22 protein-coding genes are annotated in these 23005 nt (G+C 36.9%); 18 read left to right on the top strand and 4 right to left on the bottom strand.

The features are described 5' to 3' along the window. Positions 1-2: 2 nt before the first annotated feature. A complete protein-coding gene (locus tag AC6IWN_RS15270; protein ID WP_497988417.1) occupies positions 3-890 on the bottom strand; it encodes a polysaccharide deacetylase family protein in 888 nt (295 codons plus the stop codon). Positions 891-1128: 238 nt separating this feature from the next. Between AC6IWN_RS15270 and AC6IWN_RS15265 the strand changes: the two genes are divergently transcribed. The 3 genes from AC6IWN_RS15265 to AC6IWN_RS15255 are packed head-to-tail and all read left to right on the top strand — an operon-like array spanning position 1129 to position 3224. Continuing rightward, entirely contained in the window at positions 1129-2040 is a 912-nt protein-coding gene (locus tag AC6IWN_RS15265) for a nucleotidyltransferase family protein (protein ID WP_497988415.1), read from the top strand. A 23-nt stretch (positions 2041-2063) separates the two neighbouring features. Continuing rightward, the gene (locus AC6IWN_RS15260) at positions 2064-2786 is read left to right on the top strand and encodes a ComF family protein (protein ID WP_497988413.1); all 723 of its coding nucleotides are present in this window, start codon (positions 2064-2066) and stop codon (positions 2784-2786) included. Between the two features lie 12 nt (positions 2787-2798). Next, the gene (locus tag AC6IWN_RS15255) at positions 2799-3224 is read left to right on the top strand and encodes a flagellar protein (RefSeq protein ID WP_497988411.1); all 426 of its coding nucleotides are present in this window, start codon (positions 2799-2801) and stop codon (positions 3222-3224) included. 16 nt (positions 3225-3240) lie between these two features. On the opposite strand, the gene AC6IWN_RS15250 is transcribed toward AC6IWN_RS15255, so the two are convergent. Together AC6IWN_RS15250 and AC6IWN_RS15245 are read right to left on the bottom strand one after the other, a co-directional pair. Beyond that, positions 3241-4080 (bottom strand): CvfB family protein, encoded by an 840-nt coding sequence (locus AC6IWN_RS15250; RefSeq protein ID WP_497988409.1) that lies wholly within the window; start codon positions 4078-4080, stop codon positions 3241-3243. Between the two features lie 21 nt (positions 4081-4101). Then, the gene (locus tag AC6IWN_RS15245; RefSeq protein ID WP_497988407.1) at positions 4102-4815 is read right to left on the bottom strand and encodes an acyl-[acyl-carrier-protein] thioesterase; all 714 of its coding nucleotides are present in this window, start codon (positions 4813-4815) and stop codon (positions 4102-4104) included. Between the two features lie 286 nt (positions 4816-5101). Between AC6IWN_RS15245 and AC6IWN_RS15240 the strand changes: the two genes are divergently transcribed. After that, positions 5102-5692 (top strand): class I SAM-dependent methyltransferase, encoded by a 591-nt coding sequence (locus AC6IWN_RS15240; RefSeq protein ID WP_497988405.1) that lies wholly within the window; start codon positions 5102-5104, stop codon positions 5690-5692. Positions 5693-5754: 62 nt separating this feature from the next. Here the strand turns inward: AC6IWN_RS15240 and AC6IWN_RS15235 are convergent, their stop codons facing one another. Then, entirely contained in the window at positions 5755-5931 is a 177-nt protein-coding gene (locus AC6IWN_RS15235) for a YjfB family protein (protein WP_497988403.1), read from the bottom strand. A gap of 133 nt (positions 5932-6064) precedes the next feature. On the opposite strand from AC6IWN_RS15235, the gene trxB reads away from it, so the two are divergent. The 14 genes from trxB (at position 6065) to AC6IWN_RS15165 (ending at position 22993) form a co-directional block, all read left to right on the top strand. Further along, positions 6065-6988, top strand: coding sequence for a thioredoxin-disulfide reductase (gene trxB, locus AC6IWN_RS15230; RefSeq protein WP_497988401.1), 924 nt, complete (start codon positions 6065-6067; stop codon positions 6986-6988). A 196-nt stretch (positions 6989-7184) separates the two neighbouring features. After that, positions 7185-8408: a C40 family peptidase gene (locus tag AC6IWN_RS15225; protein ID WP_497988399.1), complete on the top strand. Its 1224-nt coding sequence runs from the start codon at positions 7185-7187 to the stop codon at positions 8406-8408. Positions 8409-8873: 465 nt separating this feature from the next. After that, positions 8874-10097, top strand: a complete 1224-nt coding sequence (locus AC6IWN_RS15220) for an MBOAT family O-acyltransferase (RefSeq protein ID WP_497988397.1) — start codon at positions 8874-8876, stop codon at positions 10095-10097. A gap of 11 nt (positions 10098-10108) precedes the next feature. Next, positions 10109-11242: a GDSL-type esterase/lipase family protein gene (locus tag AC6IWN_RS15215; protein ID WP_497988395.1), complete on the top strand. Its 1134-nt coding sequence runs from the start codon at positions 10109-10111 to the stop codon at positions 11240-11242. 785 nt (positions 11243-12027) lie between these two features. Further along, positions 12028-12558, top strand: a complete 531-nt coding sequence (gene hpf / locus AC6IWN_RS15210) for a ribosome hibernation-promoting factor, HPF/YfiA family (protein WP_497988393.1) — start codon at positions 12028-12030, stop codon at positions 12556-12558. Positions 12559-12834: 276 nt separating this feature from the next. Then, a complete protein-coding gene (secA, locus tag AC6IWN_RS15205) occupies positions 12835-15408 on the top strand; it encodes a preprotein translocase subunit SecA (protein WP_497988392.1) in 2574 nt (857 codons plus the stop codon). Positions 15409-15469: 61 nt separating this feature from the next. Continuing rightward, a protein-coding gene (gene prfB, locus AC6IWN_RS15200; RefSeq protein WP_497988390.1) for a peptide chain release factor 2 occupies positions 15470-16580 on the top strand; the annotation gives its coding sequence in 2 pieces (ribosomal slippage) (positions 15470-15544 and positions 15546-16580; 1110 coding nt in all). Between the two features lie 30 nt (positions 16581-16610). Then, complete coding sequence (locus tag AC6IWN_RS15195) at positions 16611-17075, top strand: chemotaxis protein CheW (protein ID WP_497988388.1); 465 nt, start codon at positions 16611-16613, stop codon at positions 17073-17075. Positions 17076-17330: 255 nt separating this feature from the next. After that, complete coding sequence (locus AC6IWN_RS15190; RefSeq protein WP_497988386.1) at positions 17331-18113, top strand: transporter substrate-binding domain-containing protein; 783 nt, start codon at positions 17331-17333, stop codon at positions 18111-18113. A 214-nt stretch (positions 18114-18327) separates the two neighbouring features. Further along, entirely contained in the window at positions 18328-19044 is a 717-nt protein-coding gene (locus AC6IWN_RS15185) for an amino acid ABC transporter permease (RefSeq protein ID WP_497988384.1), read from the top strand. Continuing rightward, positions 19031-19753: an amino acid ABC transporter ATP-binding protein gene (locus AC6IWN_RS15180; RefSeq protein WP_497988382.1), complete on the top strand. Its 723-nt coding sequence runs from the start codon at positions 19031-19033 to the stop codon at positions 19751-19753. Before AC6IWN_RS15185 ends, AC6IWN_RS15180 begins: the two co-directional genes overlap by 14 nt. Before the next feature lie 208 nt (positions 19754-19961). Next, positions 19962-20402, top strand: a complete 441-nt coding sequence (locus AC6IWN_RS15175) for an ACT domain-containing protein (protein ID WP_497988380.1) — start codon at positions 19962-19964, stop codon at positions 20400-20402. Between the two features lie 81 nt (positions 20403-20483). After that, the gene (locus AC6IWN_RS15170) at positions 20484-21701 is read left to right on the top strand and encodes a homoserine dehydrogenase (protein ID WP_497988378.1); all 1218 of its coding nucleotides are present in this window, start codon (positions 20484-20486) and stop codon (positions 21699-21701) included. 68 nt (positions 21702-21769) lie between these two features. Next, positions 21770-22993, top strand: coding sequence for a cofactor-independent phosphoglycerate mutase (locus tag AC6IWN_RS15165; protein WP_497988376.1), 1224 nt, complete (start codon positions 21770-21772; stop codon positions 22991-22993). The last annotated feature ends 12 nt before the right edge of the window (positions 22994-23005 follow it).

Raw genomic sequence — 23005 nt, 5'->3', positions numbered from 1 at the left:
TATTATTCCTTACTGTATTTTAATGTTTCCATACCTTCCTTGATTAACTTGCTTATGTTATGGTTATGGGCACGACACATTCGTTTTAACCCGAATAATTTTGCAGGGTCGTTATTAATTTGATTAACACCATAACGACAGGATAAGGTGGCTTTATAACCAAGACTCCGTAATATGTTTTCAGAGTTATCATTATATTTTCCGTATGGATATGTAAAGGTGGTCGGAGACCAGCCGGTCATCTCTGTACAACGATCCTGAAAGGTCAGAACATCATTTTTTAACGCCTTCTCATAATCAGGGAGAGGTTCATGGTATTTTTGGCCGCATCCATACCGTCCGTTAACGATTTTATGCATATTATAGGTGTGATTTTGTATTTCGACCAGCCCGGACTCTCGCATTTCATTGATATGTGACCAGGTTAAATGTGCATAACTGACATTTGTATCGTTAACACGGGAAAAATCATCTGTACTTTTACCAACGATTGATAATACGATTTTCATTTTATATTCTTGCAATAAGGGATACACATTCTTATAGGTTGATAAATATCCATCATCAAAAGAGAGAATAATAGGATTATCAGGTAGTTTTGCATCGTTATATACGTAATCTATCAGTTGTGTCATCGTAATTGTATGATAATTATTCTCTGAGAGAAATTTCAGATCACTTTCAAATTCATAGGGGGTGATTGCGTCTTTTCCAAGACTATCGTTTTTCACCTGGTGATACATGATGATTGGAACGGTTACCGTGGAAGGCTTGATGGATGTGGCATATATGTAAGACAAATTCTTTGTGATTGAGAGCGATAATATGGAGAAGGCAATTACTAATAGAATGCTTTTAACATGTTTTTTTTGGATTTTTAACGAAATCATGATCAGTCCACCTATCTGTTTATGTATTATAAATATATGTGTATAATATAATTATTTAACTTAAAATTCATATTATTAGAGAAAAAGTACAAGTACGGTAGTAATATGGTTGTGAGCATAGGGCCTTTAGGCACGGATAATATCATTTCTATGAATTATATGGTGCATTTTTCTGGAAAATAAGGTATAATGATTTCTATTAAATAGGAAAATATATAGGTAAGTGGAGGAAAGTAAAATGTCAGATATGTCTTTAGTCATTATGGCAGCAGGAATGGGAAGTAGATTCGGAGGAATTAAACAATTAGAGCCGGTTGGACCAAGTGGTGAGATAATAATGGATTATTCCATTTTTGATGCAATAAAAGCAGGTTTTACTAAAGTGGTTTTCATCATCCGTAAGGATTTAGAGAAAGATTTTAAAGAAGTAATCGGTAATCGAATTGAGAAGCTGATAAAGGTGGAATATGTATTCCAGGAACTTGACGCATTACCGAACGGCTTTGCTAAGCCCGCGGAAAGAACAAAGCCTTGGGGTACAGGACAAGCGGTATTATGTTGTAAAGACGTAGTAAAGGAACCATTTGCAGTAATCAACGCAGATGATTACTATGGCAAGGAAGCATTCAAGATTGTTAATGACTATTTAAGTGCTAACAGCGATAAGAAAAACCAATTCTGCATGGCAGGATTTATTCTTGGCAATACCTTAAGTGAAAACGGAGCAGTTACTCGTGGTATCAGTAAAGTGAATGGTGAGGGCAAATTGGTCGATATTACAGAAACCTCAGGTATCGTTCCTGCCGGTGATCATGCAAAGGCTCAGGATGCACAGGGTAATGAATTTGAATTAGATTTAAACAGTGTTGCATCAATGAATATGTGGGGCTTTACACCGGAATTATTCCATTATCTTGAAACAGGCTTTGTATCCTTCTTATCTGATTTGGATGCGAATGAGCTTAAGAAGGAATATCTTCTTCCAACCATCGTAGGTGATTTGGTGAAAGCGAATGAAGTAGAAGTGAATGTATTAAAAACATCGGATCGTTGGTTTGGAGTAACTTACAAAGAAGATAAGGAAGCAGTTGTTAATTCCATTAAAGAATTAATTGATAAGGGTGAATATCCATCTAGACTATTTAGCTAATAAGAGCGGAATAGGAGTAAGATTTGTTACAACATATTCTTGATATTATATATCCGGTTAGATGTCCAATCTGTAAAGATATCGTTGTCCCTAAGGGGGAGTGGATATGCCCCTCCTGTAAGGAGAAGCTACCTGTAATTACCGGCCCCAGATGCTTAAGGTGCAGTAAGCCAATTGAGTCTGAGGAGAAGGAGTACTGTAGCGACTGTGAGAGAAAACATTATCATTATGAAAAAGGTTTATCGGCATGGATTTATAATGATGAGATGAGAAAATCTTTGGTAGATTTTAAATATCATAGTAAAAAAGAATATGCTAAGTTTTATACACAAGAGGTTGTTCGACTTTATGGTGATCAAATAAAGCAATGGAATCCGGATCTCTTAGTGCCGGTGCCGATACATCGATCAAAGTACTTGGAACGTGGGTATAATCAAACCGATATTCTTGCCAGAGGAATCGGAAAGCATCTCGGTATTCCGGTGCTTTCACATTTGTTGTTACGTAATAAGAAGACGATTCCACAGAAAAACCTTAGTGATAAGGAGCGATTAAAAAATCTTGCGGAAGCTTTTAGCTATAATCAACGAGCAGCAACAAAGCATGGCAAGAAGATTACCCGGGTATTACTGGTAGATGACATTTATACAACAGGAAGCACTATTGAAGCCTGTACCAATGTTTTAAGGCTTCATCATGTAACTCATACATTTTTTATAGTGTTATGCATAGGAAAAGGCTTTTAAGGAGGTGCGACTATGGAAGTTAGAAATTGTAAAGGATGCGGCAGATTGTTTAATTATTTATCAGGACCTCCAATATGCCCAGCCTGTGCTTCTGCTCTTGATAAGAAGTTTGCCGAAGTAAAGGAATATGTATACGATCATCCGGGTGCAGGAATTCAGGAGGTATCTGAGGAGATGGAAGTTCCGGTCGGGCAGATTAGACAATGGATCAGGGAAGAGAGATTAGCGTTTGCTGAGGATTCTATGATTGGATTGGAATGTGAAGGCTGTGGCGTGACAATCAAGACCGGACGTTATTGCAAGAGCTGTAAGGATAAGCTGGCGAAAGGGTTTAATAATCTATATGAGGCGTCTCCACAGACCTTACAAAAAGAAAAGGACCCAAAACAGGGTCCCAAAATTAACTTTGTAAGTAAAGAATATAAAAAAGAATTATAGTATTTTAAGGCAGGGGTTATTGCTTGATCCGGATACCATCATCGGTGATTGTAATGGTACCTGCCTTATATAATCTTCCGATTGCACGTTTAAACGCATTCTTACTAATCTTGAATTCTTTTTTTATGGATTCCGGATCAGAACCATCGTTATACGGTAAGAATCCACCACAAGCCTTTAGTTTGTTTATAATCATATCAGTATCGGAATCCATCTGAAGATAAGATTTATCGCGTAGACTCAGAGTTAACTTTCCATCGGGTCTAACATTAATGACACGGGCATTCACGGTGTCACCGATTTTGAAGGAGGAAAACAACTCGTTCTTTGGTATCATAGCAGAATATTTATTATCTACCGCGACAAACACTCCGAATGCCTCGATTTCATCATATACTATTCCGGATACGGTGTCATCTTTCTTATAAGCTGAATCAGTGGAGAGAGCGTCATAAACCTTCATCGTTGCACATAAGCGACTGCTTTTGTCAATGTACAGAGTGATCAAGATGCGTTCACCCTCTTCGACCTGAGTGGTCTGTTCTTTATAAGGTAGCAGCAGATCCTTCATCAATCCCCAATCTAGGAAAGCACCGATGGGACTTACTTCTTTTACAGTCAGCACAGCTAATTCTCCGATTGTAACAGGAACTTTCGCAGTAGTAGCAATAATTCGATCCTCTGAATCTTTATAAATAAATAGTTCTAATATATCTCCGGTACTTGTTCCCTCGGGCACTTCTCTGATGGGAAGTAATACGGTATCGTTTTTGTCTCCCTTAGGATCAACAAAATAAAAACCAAAATCGGTTTTCTTAACTGCTTCAAGACTTTGGTATCTTCCTAATTCTATCATGGTATTGTTCCTTTCCGTTCTCTAATTAATTAGTTGACCTTTAAATTCAACTGTAGCAAATGGCTTTTCGGATTCATTTGCAAGCATAATGGTGAAGCAATCTTCCTCTTCTGACACAAATGGAAGAATCATATCACCTAATTTAGCCTGTGCCTTATATTCTACCCGCATTGATTTTGGTAAAAATTGATCCGGCAGAAATTCCTCAGCCATTTTAATGTATTGCCCATTATTAACATGGTTATACGAATCGATATTAGATTTTTTAACCTGAAATGCATCGTGAAGGATGCATTTCTTTGGAGTGTCCACTTTTCTGTCAACATATTCCATCGGATAAGGTGGTTCAAGGGTATATCCGTTATCCTTTGGTACCTTGGTAGGTCGGCCGGTCTGTGTATCCAGATGAACCCAAACTGAATTAGCAATTGCGAGGACAGCGCCATCAAAATCCTTCATAATAAAATTACGGTATCCATAAAAACCTTTAAAATCGTAAGGCCAAGTTCCAACGGTTACGATATCTCCGAGTTTAATGGGCTTCATAAGTTCGATCTGCCATCCATTAAGCAACCATACCTGATGATGCTTTTCTAGGTAAGCGATGCCTCTGTTTAAATCCTCGGATTGGAAGGTGCTGCAATCCTGAAAGTAATTTATAATGGAAGAGCATGGGAGTGTTCCACTGCGGTGATCCAACTCGCTGTATCGAATTCTGGTGTTAAAGCTAAACATAATTTCACTGACCTTTCTTTCTTGATAGGTACCTTGCATTAATTCATCGCTCTACCTAACGTATACATGAAGTATATCATTTATTTGATACTTTATATAGTGTTTTTTGATGAAGAGCAGACAAATTATCGTAATGCTCATTGCACATGGATGATATGTCTGTGAAAGCAGATAATTAATTTGTCATATTATAGATTTCATGATTTTACGTATTTACCGAAAAATACTGGAATTATTGAGATAGATTTGTTATAATAGGCTTGATTAAAAGAGGAGGGATACTTAATTGGACTCGATAGAGTATTATAGTCAGAATGCATCGGAGTATTTTGAACAAACGGTGGATATTGACATGCAGGATAATTGGAATCGCTTTACTGAGCTTTTGCCTGAAGGAGGCAGCATCTTAGATCTGGGCTGTGGTTCGGGAAGGGACAGTGAGTTTTTTTTATCCCGTGGTTTTGATGTAACTGCAATGGATGCATCTGAAGAAATGTGTGATTTAGCCAGCATACATATAGGACAAGACATCTTACATTTAACATTTGATGAAATAGACTTTGATGAAGTTTTTGACGGAATATGGGCATGTGCCTCTTTACTACATGTACCGAGCAAGAAGATGGATGACATTCTAAATAAAGTGGTAAAAAGCTTAAAAGAACATGGTGTTTTATTCATGTCGTTCTGTTACGGGGACTATGAGGGAGAGCGAAACGGTCGTTACTATACAGATTATCGCACCAAAGCATTAAAAGAGTTAATTGCAAAACATGATGAGTTGGATCTGATTGAGATATGGAAGGAAGACGATTCCAGACCGGACAATGATTATCCATGGATTTGTGTGCTTGCACGAAAGATAGAAAACAACTAAATGACAGAATAAAAATGACAATGATTGAATATAATCATTGTCATATTTTTAAATATTATATATTATACTCTGGTATCAATGTTTGCTCCAAGATTCGGGTTAACGGATTGCTCCATCATCTTTATCATGTTTTGACCAGTAACATCAATGGTGTCCAAACTTTTTGCAAGAACAGCCATACCAATTGCTGTATTATCAATTGTAGGATTTGGTATAATAGGTAAAGAAGAGATTATCATAAGGACTCCTTTCATATATCCGTAGTTGAAACACAATTAAATAACAGCTTGTAACTATAGTTTGATTATATCATTTTAAATAATTATGTCAAACGGAAACATTCATATAAATAACAGCATTGGAGGATGAACAATGATTTACGACGTAATAATTATAGGTTCCGGACCTGCAGGTCTGTCAGCAGCAATTTATGCAAAAAGAGCAGAACTGAGTGTAATGGTAATAGAAAAAGCAGGAATCAGTGGAGGTCAGGTTATCAATACTTATGAGGTTGATAATTACCCGGGAATTCCAGGGGTAGGCGGATTTGAATTAAGTATAAAATTCAGAGAGCATGCTGATAAGCTTGGTGCTGATTTTGTAAACGGAGAGGTAACTAATTTCGTTCTTGAGGAAGACTTAAAGATTGTTACAGTGGACGGTGAAAATCAGTATAAGGCGAAAAGTGTGGTAATTGCAACCGGCGGTGCCCCCAGACATCTTGGCGTGGAGGGAGAAGAGAAGCTGTCGGGTATGGGTGTGTCCTATTGTGCTACCTGTGACGGTGCTTTCTTTAAAAATAAAACAGTTGCTGTAGTAGGCGGCGGTGATGTAGCTGTGGAGGATGCAATCTTCTTAGCTAGAATCTGTAAACAGGTATATGTAATCCATCGACGAGATCAATTTCGAGCATCCAAAAGTATATCGTCAAGATTGCTTGCCCTTGAGAATGTAACTATTCTGTGGGATAGTGTTGTAGAGAAGATCAATGGGGAAGACAAGGTTGAGACTATTGATGTAAAGAATATTAAGAATGGGGAACAAAATTCTTATGAGGTGGCCGGAGTTTTTGTTGCAGTTGGATACCTACCTAACTCGGACAAATATAAGGATGTGGTTGCCACGGATGATAGTGGATATATTATTGCCACTGAAAATTGTGAAACAAATGTAAATGGAATCTATGCCGCAGGAGATGTCAGAACGAAGGAGTTGAGACAAATTATCACGGCTGCAGCAGATGGTGCAAATGCCATAACATCAATTGAAAAATATTTAAACACACTTACAAATTAATCTCATAGATAGTGTGTAGAATTCTAAAATAAATTGCCAACTAATGTCAAAAAAATTCTACAGAATTAGTACGATTCTGTTGACACAATGTAACGTATTTGTTATAATAACTTCCAGAGATGTAATAATTTCGTAATAATTTAGCGCTGCTAAATTGTATAATGTTAGAAATAATTAATATTTGGGGGGTTAACAAATGACTAAAGGTAAAGCATTAAAGTTGACGATTGGGATTATGTCAACAGCGTTGTTTTTTTCAATACCAACATCGATTGCTCGCGCAGATAGCTTTACTCCTGCAGAACAAGGTGTTGCGGGTATTTCAGCTATTCTTGATAATAAAACAGACAAAGAGATTCAGGATGCATATGATGCCTCGGTAGAAGAAGTTGAAAAATCACCTTATGCTAATTTAGGCGTTTCTACTGCTAGTGAATTTGTTAACATAAGAAAGAAACCGACCACTGACAGTGAAGTAGTGGGAAAATTATATAAAGGTTGTGCAGCAGATATATTACAATCGTTAGATGACGGATGGGTAAAGATTAAATCCGGTAAGGTAGAAGGTTATATTGCTTCTCAATTCCTTGCGATTGGTGAGGATGCTGAGAAGATGGTTGATGATTACGCTACCATTTATGCCACAGTAGATACACAGACGTTATTTGTTCGAGAGAAGCCTTCTTTGGATTCACGTAAATTGACCATGATACCAAAAGGTGAAAAGTATGTTGTTACCAAGAGAACGAAGGATTGGGTACAGATTTTACTGGGTAGTGATGATGATACCGGCGATGATTATACTGGATATGTAAGTAAGGATTATGTTAAAATTGATGTAGAATTCAAATATGCAGTGTCGATTGAAGAAGAGAACAAGATTAAGAAAGCACAGGCAGATGCAGAACGTGCAGAGCAGGAAAGAAAAGCACAGTTAGCAGCGGATCGTGATAAAAATAATACAAAGCATAATACCGGTAAAAACACTGGTAAGCACCATATTAAGAATGGCAACAAGAATGAAGATAAGGTGGACAAGCCTACAAGTCATGGATCCGCTAAGGGTTCTGAAGTTGTGAATTATGCATTAAAGTTTGTTGGAAATCCGTATGTATGGGGCGGAACAAGCTTAACAAATGGAGCGGATTGTTCCGGTTTTGTTCGAGCAGTATATGCAGATTTCGGGTATAGCTTACCGAGAACCTCACGTGATCAAGCGGCGAGTGCGGGTAGAAAGGTCAGTGAAAGTGATCTTCAGCCTGGAGATTTAATTTTCTACGCGAATAACGGCAGAGTAAATCATGTGGCCATGTACATAGGCGGTGGAAAAATCGTACATGCTGCGAATAAAAGGCAGGGCATCATAGTTTCCCAATACAAATACCGTGATGTATATTGTGTGAGAAGAATTGTAGACTAACATATAAAACATAATAATAGGAGCTTTTGTTATGAAAATAACAAAAGCTCTTTTTTTGTATAGGAAAGGACAATGGCAGAATGTGATCGATGAGAAAGCTTGGGCATAACAATTATGTAATAACTATTACTTAAGAATTAACTTTGTGTGACCTTACGTAATGAATTCTCAACTAAAAAGTAAAACTATTTAATGGTTAATTAATAGCATTTCCATGTATTTCTACGCTATAATTTGAATTATGGGATTTATATAAAAGCATAATGCGGCGCAGGGGGACATGACATGGTTTTTAGTAGTTTGATTTTTATTTTTCGATTTTTACCTATATTTTTATTTATTTATTATCTTGTCCCACCCCGATTTAAAAATATCGTGTTATTGTTGGGTAGTTTTTGCTTTTATGCATATGGGGAGCCTAGATATCTATTGTTAATTCTGATATCTATAGGAATCAACTTCAAATTGGCTTGGCTAATCGAGATTAGTTCATCCCATCCAATTCAAAAGAAGGTTTGGTTCGTTGCAGCATTAATCTATAATTTTGGTATCTTATTTTTCTTTAAATACATCAACTTTACAATTGAAAATTTAAATTATATTATGAGCGGAATGGGAATAAAGCAATCCATCTCTTCCATATCGGTTGGGTTACCTTTGGGGATTAGTTTTTTTACTTTTCAGATTACTTCTTACATCATTGATGTATATCGAAGAGATATTAAGGCGGAAAAATCAATCTTCCATTTTAGCCTTTACATAGGAATGTTTCCACAGTTGATATCTGGCCCAATTATGAAATACTCTGAAATTAAGAGTCAGCTTCTTCATCGAAAGAACACATTAACAAACCTAGAGACGGGTCTGAAGTTATTTACCATAGGTCTTGGGGTTAAGGTACTTTTGGCGAATCGCATCGGAATTTTGTGGAGTGATATACAAACTATCGGGTTTGAAAGTATATCCACCCCTCTAGCCTGGCTGGGTGCTGTCGGATACAGTATTCAATTATATTTTGACTTTTTTGGATATTCACTTATGGCAATTGGGGTGGGAAGGATGCTTGGGTTCAAGCTTATTGATAACTTCGATCATCCTTACATAGCGAAATCTGTTTCAGAATTCTGGCGCAGATGGCATATCTCATTGGGAAGATGGTTTAAAGATTACATATATATTCCGCTAGGGGGTAACCGTAGGGGTAAGGCAAGGCTGGCACTGAATCTTTTGATAGTATGGATGTTTACCGGCATATGGCACGGAGCGAACTGGAATTTTGTTTTATGGGGAATTATATTGTTTTTACTTATTTATATAGAAAAGATGTTTTTAAAAAAATATCTTGATCGATCTAAAGTACTCTCTCGAATATATATGTTACTGATTATGCCGATGTCTTGGATGCTATTTGCAATCCCCTCGCTTACAGACATTCAAGTTTATTTCGGAAGAATGTTTGCTTTGGTGCCTGGCGTAGCAGTAAATTCGCATGATTTTATAAAGTACATTAGCCTGTACAAAGTATATCTTCTTTTGGGGATTTTTCTCTGCATGCCATTTGCATGGAGATGTTACAAAAAGTATGAAAGAACTTTTGTTTGTTCCGCGATACTGTTTTGTATCTTTTGGTACGCGATATACCAGTTGGCAAATGGTTTGAATAATCCGTTCTTATATTTTAAATTTTAGGGGGAGCAGATATGTCATTCATTAAGTTCGTAAGGAAATATCTTTATTTAATAATGTTAGTTATAAGTACCATTATTCTTACTGTAATCGGATATGCAGGTAAGGATAATATTTACTCAGAATATAAAGTAAAAACGCTTAGTACTCCACAACTGGTTGCTGTCTTTGAAGGAGCAGTAGCGGGAAAGTACCCATGGATGTTAGGTGGAAGTCTGAGTGGTAATGGGAACGGACATGGTGCAATTAGCGCGAGTACCGGTGGTTCAAATCAGATTGTGAAAGCGATTCATGATATAAAAAAGCCATCACATATCAAGGATGGAGGTAAATCGGATGGCGGGCAGAAAGAACCGAATAAGCCCGAAGTTGGTAAAAAACCGATAACACCTAATTCGGAGCCAGAATCTGAACAGGAATCTGACCATGAATTTGACCCTGAGGGAAGTGAAAACGGTGGCAAAGATGACGGGATAGTAGATAAGCCATCTATACCGAAGAGTGAGAATGGTGAAGAGATAACACCGGAGCCATCAAATGAACCGAAAGCTCAATTTGAAGTGGTGAATGAAGATTATTTTGGAGATGCACTATTTATTGGTGATTCCAGAACAGTGGGTTTATCTGAATATTCAGGTTGGAAAAAACCGGCCTTCTATGCGGATGAAGGGATGACCATCTATGATGCATTTAGCAGAAAGATTGCAAATGTAAACGGAAAAAATGTTACGATACCGGAGGCATTAAAAGTAAAACAATTCAAAAAGATATATATTATGCTTGGGATTAATGAATTAGGAACGGGTAATACAAAAAGATTTGTTAATAAATATAGCGAAGTGATATCTCAGATAAGAAAGTTACAACCGAATGCAATCATATTTATACAAGGGATTATGGATGTGGCAAAGAATAAGTCGGATAATGATCCGATATTTAATAATAAGAATATTAAAAATAGAAACAATGGAATAGCGCAACTTGCTGATAATATGAATGTATTCTATATAGATGTTAATGAAGCCTTAGTAGATCAGTATGGGAACATTCCGCAGAAATATACATTCGACAGTATTCATCTTAAGGCTGCATATTATAAGATTTGGACGAAATACTTAGAAGAGCATGGAGTGGCAATAGCTCCATAATATTTGTAGAATTTAGAAATAATAAATCAATTTAAAACACAGACTAATCAAAAGATTGGTCTGTGTTTTAAATTGTGTATAAGATATATTGTTAGTATGCTAGTAATCATAGTAAACTGCTTCCTAAATCAGTAAAACAATCGGCATAAAATTATTAAATAAAGGATAAAATAGATGTAAAATTGATTTAAAATGAGGTACTATTTCTACACAATATTTTTTTGAAAAATTCTAAGAAAGACCTATTGACAATCAAGGATTTGTTGATTCTGCACAAACATGGCTTTGTAGATGGGAATATATGGGTATTGCATTGGAAATGTGTATAAGTTATCAAAAAGTTATCCACAATCGGGAACCCCTAATTTAGGACATATTAAAGTTATACACAGGTTTATCCACATTATCCACAATAATAATCTACTAGTGTCGCACATGTTTTTTTATGTGAATATCGAATATTCGTTTTGTAGATTATGATAAATCGTTGTTTTAAGGTAAAAATATTGATTTTTTTGCTTGACATTGCTATTGTCGGATAATAATAAAAGAGAAAAAGGATTTGAGTGTTAACTAGCAGGTATTGTTACAAAATAAGTAAATTATGTGGAAATTTTGAATTTATGTGTAATTATATGTTGCATTATGGGTAGTGGCTTGTCTGAAATTGCAATATATGGCAAATGTAATCAAAGAAGCTTGTCACTCATCTGGCAGTGTGGTATAATTAAGTCAGCATAAGAAGTCTTAATGCTAACAAGAAAGCTAAAAAGGAGTTGGACATTATGCGTTATATTATCAGCGGAAAGAATATTGATGTGACAGAAGGTTTGAAAACAGCTGTATATGAAAAGATAGGTAAACTTGAGAGATACTTTACTTCTGATACTGAGATTCATGTAACACTCAGTGTTGAAAAAGAAAGACAAAAGATCGAAATTACCATCCCTGTAAAAGGTAATATTATCAGGGCAGAGCAAGTAAGTAATGACATGTATGTTTCAATTGACCTGGTTGAAGAGATTATTGAACGCCAGTTGCGTAAGTATAAGAATAAATTAATAGATCATAAACAGGCATCATCAAACTTTAATCAAACCTTTATTCAAGATGATTACTTTGAAGATGATTCAGTTAAAATTGTTAAAACCAAACGATTTGCGATTAAGCCTATGGATGCGGAAGAAGCATGTGTACAGATGGAGTTACTAGGACATAATTTTTATGTGTTCCGTAATTCACAGACTGATGAAGTGAATGTTGTATATAAAAGAAAAGGTAACAACACATACGGTTTAATTGAACCGGAATTCTAATCATTATTAAATCAAGGAACGTGGAGCTGCGCCCGGACATTGGACCGGGGCAGCTTTTTTCTCTAAGGATAGTTTGAAAAGTAGTAAAATAATATAAAGTTATACCAAACAGGGAATATTCATATTTAATTTACTATTTGTTAACGGTATCTTTATTGAAGTTTATGCCGGAATAGTATATTGTAAGATAAATAAGTTGAATAGTAACAAGCATAATGTTACAATACTATTTGAATAATTTCCAAGAAAATGGATGGATACAGGAGTGAACATACTATGGGATTAGTGGAACGCGTTTTTGGTACACATAGTGAGCGTGAGGTAAAAAGAATTATACCATTGGTTGATAAAATTGACGCTTTGGAACCTGAATTTATACAGTTGACAGACGATGAATTGAAAGCTAAAACTGCAGAGTTTAAAAATAGACTGAAAAATGGGGAAACAGTGGATGATATTCTAATAGAAGCATACGCTACTGTAAGAGAGGCTGCAAAAAGAGTCTTAGGACAAAGACATTATCGTGTTCAGCTGATCGGTGGTATTATTCTTCATCAGGGTCGTATTACAGAGATGAGAACCGGTGAAGGTAAAACATTAACATCAACATTACCTGCATATTTGAACGCGTTAGAGGGTAAAGGTGTTCATATAGTAACTGTTAATGATTATCTTGCAAAACGTGATGCGGAATGGATGGGACAAATTCATGAATTCTTAGGTCTTACTGTTGGCGTAATCTTAAACAGTATGGAGAAAGAAGAGCGTACAGAAGCTTATGCATGTGATATCACATATGCTACAAATAATGAATTAGGATTTGATTATCTGAGAGATAATATGGTTATCTACAAAGAGCAGCTTGTTCAGAGAGATTTGCATTTTGCAATCATCGATGAGGTGGATTCTGTATTAATCGATGAGGCTAGAACTCCACTTATCATATCCGGACAAAGTGGTAAATCTACTGAACTTTATCGTGTGTGTGATATCTTGGCGAGACAGTTAACCAAGGGTACATCTAGCGGAGAACTTACTAAGATGGCTGCATTAATGAAGGAAGATATCGAAGAGACTGGTGACTTTATCGTTAATGAGAAGGAAAAGAATATTCATCTTACCGAGGATGGTATTAAGAAGGTGGAGCGTTTCTTTAATATAGAGAATCTTTCCGATCCTGAGAACCTGGAGATTCAACATAATACGATCTTAGCGTTAAGAGCACACAACTTAATGTTCCGTGACCAGGACTATGTTGTTAAGGATGATGAGGTTCTGATCGTTGATGAGTTCACAGGACGTATCATGCCGGGTAGACGTTATAGCGATGGTCTACATCAAGCAATCGAAGCAAAAGAAAATGTTAAGGTAAAAAGAGAGAGCAAGACACTCGCAACCATTACCTTCCAGAACTTCTTTAATAAGTATAAGAAGAAATGCGGTATGACCGGTACCGCTCTTACGGAAGAAAAAGAGTTTAGAGAGATTTATGGAATGGACGTTATTGAGGTTCCAACAAATCTTACGGTAGCTCGTATAGATCAACAGGATGCTGTATATAAAACAAAAAAAGAGAAACTTCGTGCTATTATCAATGAAATTGTTACCTCATATAAAAAAGGACAACCGGTACTTGTTGGTACAATTACCATTGAATCCTCAGAGGAAATCAGTAGTTTGTTGAAAAAATTGAATATCCCACATAAAGTATTGAATGCAAAGTTCCATGAATTAGAAGCGGAAATCGTAGCAGATGCAGGACAATATGGTGTGGTAACAATTGCAACAAATATGGCTGGCCGTGGTACTGATATTAAGCTAGGAGAAGGGGTAAAAGAAGCTGGCGGTCTTAAGATCATCGGTACAGAGCGTCATGAATCACGTCGTATTGATAATCAGCTGCGTGGACGTTCCGGTCGTCAAGGTGATCCGGGTGAATCTCGTTTCTTCATCTCCTTAGAAGATGATGTTATGCGTTTGTTCGGCTCTGAGCGATTGATGGGAATATTTAATTCTCTCGGTATTGCAGAAGATGAGCAGATTGAACATAAGATGCTTACTAATGCAATTGAAAAAGCGCAGAAGAGAATTGAAAATAATAACTATGGCATCAGAAAGAACTTATTGGAATATGACCAGGTAAACAACGAGCAAAGAGAAATCATTTATGCGGAGAGAAAAAGAGTACTCGAGGGCGAAAGCATGAGAGATACAATTTACCGCATGATTACCGATACCGTTGAGGACTGCGTAAATACCAGCATCAGTGAGGATCAAACACCGGAGCAATGGGATATGAAGGAACTGGAGGATATGCTTCTTCCTATCATTCCTCTGCCGAAATTAGATTTTAACAAAGATCAGCTTCGAGGTATGAAGAAGAATGATTTGATCCAGCAGTTAAAGGAAGATGCTGTTAAGCTTTATGAAGAAAAAGAGCTTGAATTCACAGAAACAGAGCAAATTCGTGAAGTAGAACGTGTTATTTTATTAAAAGTTATCGATCACAAGTGGATGGATCACATCGATGATATGGATCAACTTCGCCAAGGAATTGGTCTTCAGGCATACGGTCAACGTCAGCCTGTAGTTGAATATAAATTCCAAGGATTTGACATGTTTGAAGCGATGATTGATTCGATTCGTGAGGATACCGTTAAAGCATTAATGCATGTTCGCATTGAGCAAAAGGTAGAAAGAGAGCAAGTTGCTAAGGTTACTGGAACAAATCGAGATGATAGCGTAGCAAATGCTCCAATAAAGAGAGCAAACAAGAAGATTCAGCCAAATGATCCATGTCCATGCGGAAGTGGTAAGAAGTACAAATTCTGTTGTGGAAGAAATGCATAAAAATAAAAAAGTATTGTATTTTTAAAAATAGTAATATATAATAACAAAAAGAGGTGATTAGGTGGTAGAATTAGATCAGTTCAAATATACTCTGAGCACATATGAAAAACCATTAGTTGAAGTGGGGGATTCACTTTGACCTTGCTAGGAAGAGTGATCGAGTAGCAGAACTTGAACAAACAATGGAAGAACCCGGATTTTGGGATGACGCAGATAGAACGCAGGTTGTAATGAGAGAGCTAAAGAATCTCAAAGCTACTTTAGAGGATTATCAGCATCTGAAGGGACTTTATGAGGATGTTCAAACCTTAATACAAATGGGTTATGAAGAGAATGATAATAGTCTGATTCCGGAGATCGAGGAGGCTTTAAATCTGTTTATCGAAGATTTGGAAACCTTGAAGCTTAGTACATTGTTATCCGGTGAATATGATAAATATAATGCAATATTAACACTTCATGCAGGTGCTGGCGGAACAGAAAGTTGCGACTGGGCAAATATGCTATGTCGTATGTATCAGCGTTATGCAGATAAAAAAGGATTTACCACAGAGATGATTGATTTCCTGGACGGTGATGAAGCCGGGCTAAAGTCAGTAACCCTACAAATAAACGGCGAAAATGCATACGGTTATTTAAAGTCGGAAAAGGGTGTTCATCGTTTGGTACGAATATCCCCATTTAATGCAGCAGGAAAGAGACAGACTTCCTTTGTATCTTGTGATGTTATGCCGGATATTGAAGATGATGTTGATATTGAGATTAATGACGAAGACCTTCGTGTTGATACCTATCGCTCGAGTGGAGCAGGTGGGCAGCATGTTAATAAAACATCTTCCGCCATCCGTATCACGCATATTCCAACGAATACTGTGGTACAATGTCAGAATGAACGCTCACAGCTTCAGAATAAAGACAAGGCTATGAAGATGCTGAAGGCAAAGCTTTACCTTTTAAAGCAACAAGAGAATATGGATAAATTATCCGGTATACGTGGTGAGACGAAAGAAATCGGCTGGGGAAGTCAGATACGATCTTATGTAATGCAACCGTATACATTGGTTAAAGATCATCGAACCAATGAAGAGGTTGGTAATTGTACCAGCGTCCTCGATGGTAATCTTGATCCGTTTATAAATGCATATTTAAAATGGAGTACACAAAACAAATAACATAACGTCAATCCTATAGGAGGGATATGTATGCAAGGTACGAAACAGGCTGTTTTTATGCTGGGTGAAGAAGAGTACAGTTTTGATATCATGGATATTAATACTGTTGAAAAAGTAATACCAATCAGACCAATGGAAGGATTTACAAAATGTCTGAAGGGAATTATTAATTTAAGAGGCTCCATTGTCCCGGTATATAGTTTGAGAAAAAAATTCGGTATGGATGAGATACCGTCTGACGATGATACCAGATTCATCGTATTAAAATCGAATGGATTTCTAGTTGCTTATGAAGTGGATCGAATGAAAGAGATACTTCAATTGGAAGAAGATCAGGTCTATGAAACACCTGCTTTAATCAAGAATGCTTCTACATCATATATCAAAGCAATTACGAAAGTAGATAATCGTTTGATTGTTCTTTTGAATTATGACGGTATATTATCAGAGGAAGAAAAAGAAGAAGTAAGAACAATGTTAAGCCAGGAAGTATAAATATAATTAGGAATTTTAGATTCCTGAAATTATGGGAGGAACAACCTCAGAAACACCGAGTGTTGCCTCCCAAAAAATATGCAAACTAGCAAGTTGAGTATGCATGAAAATACAGGTATAGGAAGCCTGTATATGAGAGAGATAAGGATTATGCTACTAAAAAACCGTTTTCTTTCTAATAATAGTATGAGAATAAATTCTCATACGGAAATCAGGAGGAGTAATCCTCCACAATACAATAAGGAGGATTTTTAAATGAAGAAAAGATTAGTAAGTATGCTTGTTATCACTGCAATGGTAACAGCGATGTTCGCAGGTTGTGGAACAAAAGAGAGCAATCCGTCAGATGGTGACACAAAATCTAATGAGGGAGGATCATTAATCGTCGGTACTGAAGCAGGTTTTGCACCCTATGAGTATATGGAAGGTGATAAAGTTGTCGGAATCGACATGGATATTGCTCAGGCTATTGCTGATAGTATGGGTAAAAAACTCGTAATTAAAAATATGGATTTTGATGGAGCATTAATGGCAGTTCAGAATGGCACAGTTGATTTAGTTGCTGCAGGCGTATCAGTAAGTGATGAGCGTAAAAAAGTAATGGATTTTTCTGAAGAATATGTTAACTCAACAGAAGTTGTAGTAGTGAATAAGTCCAACCCAGCAGTTTCTGAAGCTACTGTTGATGCGTTAAAGGGTACAGTTGTGGGCGTTCAACAAGGTAATATCGCCGATTTTTATATAGAGGATAGTGTTAAGGCGAAAGAGATTAAACGTTATACAAAATTTGCACAAGCTGCAGAAGATTTAAAGAATGGTAAAATTGACAGTATAGTTATGGATAAATATCCTGCACAAGATTTGGTTGCAGCTAATCCGGATTTAAAACTTCTTGATGGTACATTATTTGAAGATAAATACGCAATCGCCGTAAAAAAGGGTAATGCAGAATTATTGAACAAAATTAATGAAGTAATTAAAGATTTAAAAACAAAAGGCAAAATCGAAGAATTTACTGCTAAGCATACCGGAAAATAGTTAGGAACTATTTTACTTTTAATATAAGGGGCTGTAGTTCTTACAGCTCCTATTTATGTGAATGCGAACATAGTTCAAGTATTATTGAGAGGTTATATACTTCGAGTAAGCGTTGGTTCGGAAGAAATAATTTGGAGCCTTTTATTGTATATAACACTATAAGAATGGTTTTTGAGAGAATGACGTACCTAGAGGGACGTTATAGATAGGAGGAATGAAATTGGATAAACTCATAACGTGGTTCACGCACGTAGGGCAAATGTTTTATGATGCTCTTATACCTGAACACCGATATATGGCATATATAAATGGTGTAAAAACTACAATTTTAATATCGCTATTAGCAATTCTTCTAGGTACGGTTATAGGTGTATTAGTAGCAGCCGTAAAAGTATCTGCTAGTAACTCTAAGATGAAGTGGCTTGGATGGATATGTAATTTCTATATAACCGTTATCAGAGGAACGCCGGTAATGGTTCAATTATTAATAATTTATAATCTGATTTTTACTTCAAAAAATACGAACGGAATTATTGTTGGAGCAGTATGTTTTGGTATTAATTCCGGTGCATATGTGGCAGAGATTATCAGAGCTGGTATTGAATCAATCGATAAGGGGCAAATGGAGGCAGGGCGCTCTTTGGGTCTGAACCATATCTCAACAATGAGATTGATAGTATTGCCACAAGCTATTAAGAATATATTGCCTGCACTTGGTAATGAATTTATTGTATTAACGAAGGAAACATCAGTTGCTGGTATTATTGCAGTCACAGATTTGTTAAAAGCGGCACAATACATTGGGTCAAGGACATGGGTTATTCTTCCGCCACTCGTTATTGCTGCAATCTGTTACTTAATCATGACAATTGTTTTAACCAAATTATTATCCATATTTGAAAGGAGGTTGGCTAAAGGTGATCGTCACTAAGAATTTGCAAAAAGCTTTTGGAGATCATGTTGTTCTCAATGGAATCGATGAAACAATTAATAAAGGAGAAAAGGTGGTAGTAATCGGCCCCTCCGGTTCCGGCAAGTCAACCTTTTTAAGATGCTTGAATTTGCTAGAAGTTCCAACAGGCGGAGAGATCTGGTTTGAAGGAAATAATATCACAGACAAGAAAAACGATATCAATAAATTACGTCGTAAAATGGGTATGGTATTTCAACAGTTTAATTTGTTTCCACATTTATCTGTTCTTGAAAATATCACGCTTGCTCCGATTAAATTAGGTATTATGAGTAAGGAAGAAGCTGAGCAGAAAGCGATGGAACTATTGCTACGTATCGGATTAACTGAGAAGGCAACTTCTTATCCAAATCAGTTATCCGGTGGACAAAAGCAGCGTATTGCTATTATCCGTGCATTAGCGATGAACCCTGATGTGATGTTGTTCGATGAACCTACCTCTGCGCTAGATCCAGAGATGGTTGGTGAAGTTCTTGATTTAATGGAGCAGCTTGCGGATGAAGGAATGACGATGGTTGTGGTAACTCATGAGATGAGGTTTGCAAGAAAGGTTGCAACCAGAGTTCTGTTCATCGATGAAGGAAAGATCGTAGAACAGAATACACCGGATGAGTTTTTTGATAATCCAACTCACCCTAGATTGAAAGAATTCCTATCTAAAATTTTATAAATATACAAAAAAATGATATTTATCACAAGCCTTTAAAGCATAAGTGACAAATATTATTTTTTTGCCCTAAAGTTGGCAAATTGGTATTGCTATTTGAATAGATATATGTTAGTATATCTTTCTTAGAAAGACAATTGTATCTGTTGTACATACAAAGGTCGAAATAGAGTACATAAACTTGCCATAAAAATGCAGGAGGTGCTTAATAATGAGTAGTGATAAGTATTTTATTGTAAAGAAAAAGGCCGTTCCAGAGGTCTTATTGAAGGTTGTTGAGGCCAAAAGACTTTTGGATTCGGAGCGTGTAATGACAGTTCAGGAAGCCACGGACGCTGTAGATATCAGTAGAAGTTCATTTTATAAATATCGTGATGACATATTTCCGTTTTACGAAAACACCAGAGGAAAGACTATTACATTTATGCTTCAAATGGATGATAAACCGGGGTTATTATCAAAAGTACTAAACCAGGTTGCAAAATGTGAAGCCAACATTCTTACCATCCACCAAAGTATACCTGTTAACGGAATTGCTTTACTGACTTTAAGTATCGAGATATTGCCGCAAACCGATAGTACATCGGTATTTATTGAGACAATTGAATCAATGGACGGTATTCACTATGTTAAAATGGTTTCGAGAGAATAATCGATTAATTTTTATGTAAGTGATGACATATGATTTAAACGACATTAGATTTATGGTAAATGCAGGAATGGAGGATAAGTAATGATTAATATCGCAGTCTTAGGATACGGCACAATTGGTTCCGGTGTAGTTGAAGTACTAAATACCAATGGTGACAGCATTGCAAAAAGAGCCGGAGATCAAATCAATATCAAATATGTATTGGATCTAAGAGAATTCCCGGGGGATCCGATTATGGACAAATTAGTTCACGATGTAAATATCATCATGGATGACCCTGAGGTTAAGATAATATGTGAAGTGATGGGCGGCGTTGAGCCTGCTTATACGTTTGTTAAGACTGCGCTTTTAAGAGGAAAAAGTGTCATAAGTTCGAACAAGGAGTTAGTCGCTAAGCATGGCGCGGAGCTACTTGATATTGCTAAGGAGAATGATTTGAACTTCTTGTTTGAAGCAAGTGTTGGTGGCGGTATTCCGATCATCAGACCGTTAAATCAATCCTTGACAGCGGATGAGATTGTTGAAATCACAGGTATCCTTAATGGTACCACCAACTATATTTTATCAAAAATGAGTGATGAAGGCTCTACCTTTGAATCCGCTTTATCCACGGCTCAAGATTTGGGTTACGCAGAACGAAATCCTGCAGCGGACGTGGAAGGTCATGATGCTTGCAGAAAGATTGCGATACTTTCCTCACTTGCCTTTGGTATGCAGGTAGATTATGAGGATATACATACAGAGGGAATCGCTAAGATTACCGATGTTGATATTCGCTATGCAAAAACCTTATGCGCAAAAATTAAATTATTTGCTTCCAGTATTCGTGAGAATGATCATGTTTATGCGATGGTTGCACCGGTCATGATTAATTCAGGCCATCCGTTATATAGTGTGAATGATGTATTTAATGGAATCTATGTAAAAGGTAATGTTATAGGAGAAGTTATGTTCTATGGTAGCGGTGCGGGTAAACTTCCGACAGCAAGCGCTGTTGTTGCTGATATCGTAGATGCAGCAAAGCATCTTGGAACGAATATCTGGACTATTTGGAGCAGCAAGAAATTAGAGCTTACTGATGTAAATCAGGTTAAGAATCGCTTCTTTATTCGAGTTAGTGGAGAAGGGGAAGCGGTAAAAGAGAAAGTAAGAAAGCTATTCGGTGAGGTTGAAGTGGTAACAGCTGAAGGCGTAACAGGAGAATATGCATTCCTTACTTCAAGCTTAGAAGAACAAGAATTAAAGAACAAAATCGAAAGTTTAGATGGTGTTTTGAATAAAATAAGAGTAAGATTTTAAATGTTACAGGAGGGCTTATTTCGATAAGTCCTTGTGCTATATACTTAAAAGAGAAAGGACCTGATTACATGAAATACATCGTCGTTCTTGGTGACGGTATGGCTGACGAACCGTTGGCTGAACTTAGTAATAAGACACCTTTGATGGCAGCTGATACACCTCAGATGGACCTGCTGGCAAAGAAGTCCGAATTAGGACTTGCACATACAATTCCGGAGGGAATGAAGCCCGGTAGCGACACGGCTAATCTAGCTGTCCTCGGATATAATCCTAAAGTCTATTATTCTGGACGTTCTCCACTGGAAGCGTTAAGCATTGGAGTAGATATGAAGGCTACTGATATTGCACTTCGTTGTAATATCGTAACACTCACGGAAGAAGATAAACCGTATGAAGAATTAACAATCATCGATCACAGTTCCAGTGAAATCTCAACAGAGGATGCAGCGGTGCTGATTGAAGCAGTTCGCAAGGAATTGGAGACCGATATCTATAAATTCTATGTTGGCACTAGCTACCGACATCTAACTATCTGGGATAAGGGTGAAGTCGTAGATTTGGCACAGCCTCATGATATTCTAGAAAGAGTAATCGGTGAGTATTTACCAAAGGATGTTGTATTAAAAGAGATGATGAAAAAGAGCTATGATATCTTGAATCATCATCCGTTAAATGAAGAGAGAAAAGCAAAGGGTCTGAATAAAGCAAACTCTATCTGGTTCTGGGGAGCAGGTACAAGACCTGCTTTATCTTCCTTTGAAGAGAAGAATCATGTAAAAGGTGCTATGATTTCTGCTGTAGATTTGCTGAAGGGAATTGCAGTTGGCGCTAATATGAAGGTAATTGAGGTTCCCGGAGCGAATGGTACGCTTCATACGAATTATGAAGGGAAAGCAATGGCTGCTGTGGATGTGCTTACAAAGGAGAATTATGATTTTGTATACATTCATGTAGAGGCACCGGATGAGATGGGACATCAGGGTAGTATTAAGAATAAAATCCAGGCAATTGAATATCTGGATCAAAGAGTAATCAAAATTGTGATGGATGAGATGAAGAAAGCTGGAGCAGAATACAGAATGCTTGTTATGCCGGATCATCCGACACCAATCTGTTGCAGAACTCATACCAGTGATCCCGTTCCATACTTGCTTTATGACAGCACCTCTGAACAGAATAACGATTGGCATTATAATGAAGCAGAAGCGGCATTAACCGGCCATGTTGTTACAGAAGGATATAAGGTAATAGAGAGGTTGTTTGAGAAATCCCTTGCGGAAAGTATAAAATAATAAGTTGTTATT

This window comes from Variimorphobacter sp. HTMS_6 (assembly GCF_059717775.1).
The sequence above is the reverse complement of the archived record's forward strand: the minus strand, read 5'-3'. Positions and strand labels throughout refer to the sequence as shown.

Excerpts from the sequence above, each read along its gene's own strand:
- AC6IWN_RS15185 (WP_497988384.1), top strand. The coding sequence starts at position 18,328 with ATGAAATTGGATAAACTCATAACGTGGTTCACGCACGTAGGGCAAATG.
- AC6IWN_RS15270 (WP_497988417.1), bottom strand. The coding sequence starts at position 890 with ATGATTTCGTTAAAAATCCAAAAAAAACATGTTAAAAGCATTCTATTA.
- AC6IWN_RS15215 (WP_497988395.1), top strand. The coding sequence starts at position 10,109 with ATGTCATTCATTAAGTTCGTAAGGAAATATCTTTATTTAATAATGTTA.
- AC6IWN_RS15265 (WP_497988415.1), top strand. The coding sequence starts at position 1,129 with ATGTCAGATATGTCTTTAGTCATTATGGCAGCAGGAATGGGAAGTAGA.
- AC6IWN_RS15170 (WP_497988378.1), top strand. The coding sequence starts at position 20,484 with ATGATTAATATCGCAGTCTTAGGATACGGCACAATTGGTTCCGGTGTA.
- AC6IWN_RS15195 (WP_497988388.1), top strand. The coding sequence starts at position 16,611 with ATGCAAGGTACGAAACAGGCTGTTTTTATGCTGGGTGAAGAAGAGTAC.
- hpf (WP_497988393.1), top strand. The coding sequence starts at position 12,028 with ATGCGTTATATTATCAGCGGAAAGAATATTGATGTGACAGAAGGTTTG.
- AC6IWN_RS15225 (WP_497988399.1), top strand. The coding sequence starts at position 7,185 with ATGACTAAAGGTAAAGCATTAAAGTTGACGATTGGGATTATGTCAACA.
- trxB (WP_497988401.1), top strand. The coding sequence starts at position 6,065 with ATGATTTACGACGTAATAATTATAGGTTCCGGACCTGCAGGTCTGTCA.
- AC6IWN_RS15235 (WP_497988403.1), bottom strand. The coding sequence starts at position 5,931 with ATGATAATCTCTTCTTTACCTATTATACCAAATCCTACAATTGATAAT.
- AC6IWN_RS15250 (WP_497988409.1), bottom strand. The coding sequence starts at position 4,080 with ATGATAGAATTAGGAAGATACCAAAGTCTTGAAGCAGTTAAGAAAACC.
- AC6IWN_RS15245 (WP_497988407.1), bottom strand. The coding sequence starts at position 4,815 with ATGTTTAGCTTTAACACCAGAATTCGATACAGCGAGTTGGATCACCGC.
- AC6IWN_RS15255 (WP_497988411.1), top strand. The coding sequence starts at position 2,799 with ATGGAAGTTAGAAATTGTAAAGGATGCGGCAGATTGTTTAATTATTTA.
- secA (WP_497988392.1), top strand. The coding sequence starts at position 12,835 with ATGGGATTAGTGGAACGCGTTTTTGGTACACATAGTGAGCGTGAGGTA.
- AC6IWN_RS15190 (WP_497988386.1), top strand. The coding sequence starts at position 17,331 with ATGAAGAAAAGATTAGTAAGTATGCTTGTTATCACTGCAATGGTAACA.
- AC6IWN_RS15175 (WP_497988380.1), top strand. The coding sequence starts at position 19,962 with ATGAGTAGTGATAAGTATTTTATTGTAAAGAAAAAGGCCGTTCCAGAG.
- AC6IWN_RS15165 (WP_497988376.1), top strand. The coding sequence starts at position 21,770 with ATGAAATACATCGTCGTTCTTGGTGACGGTATGGCTGACGAACCGTTG.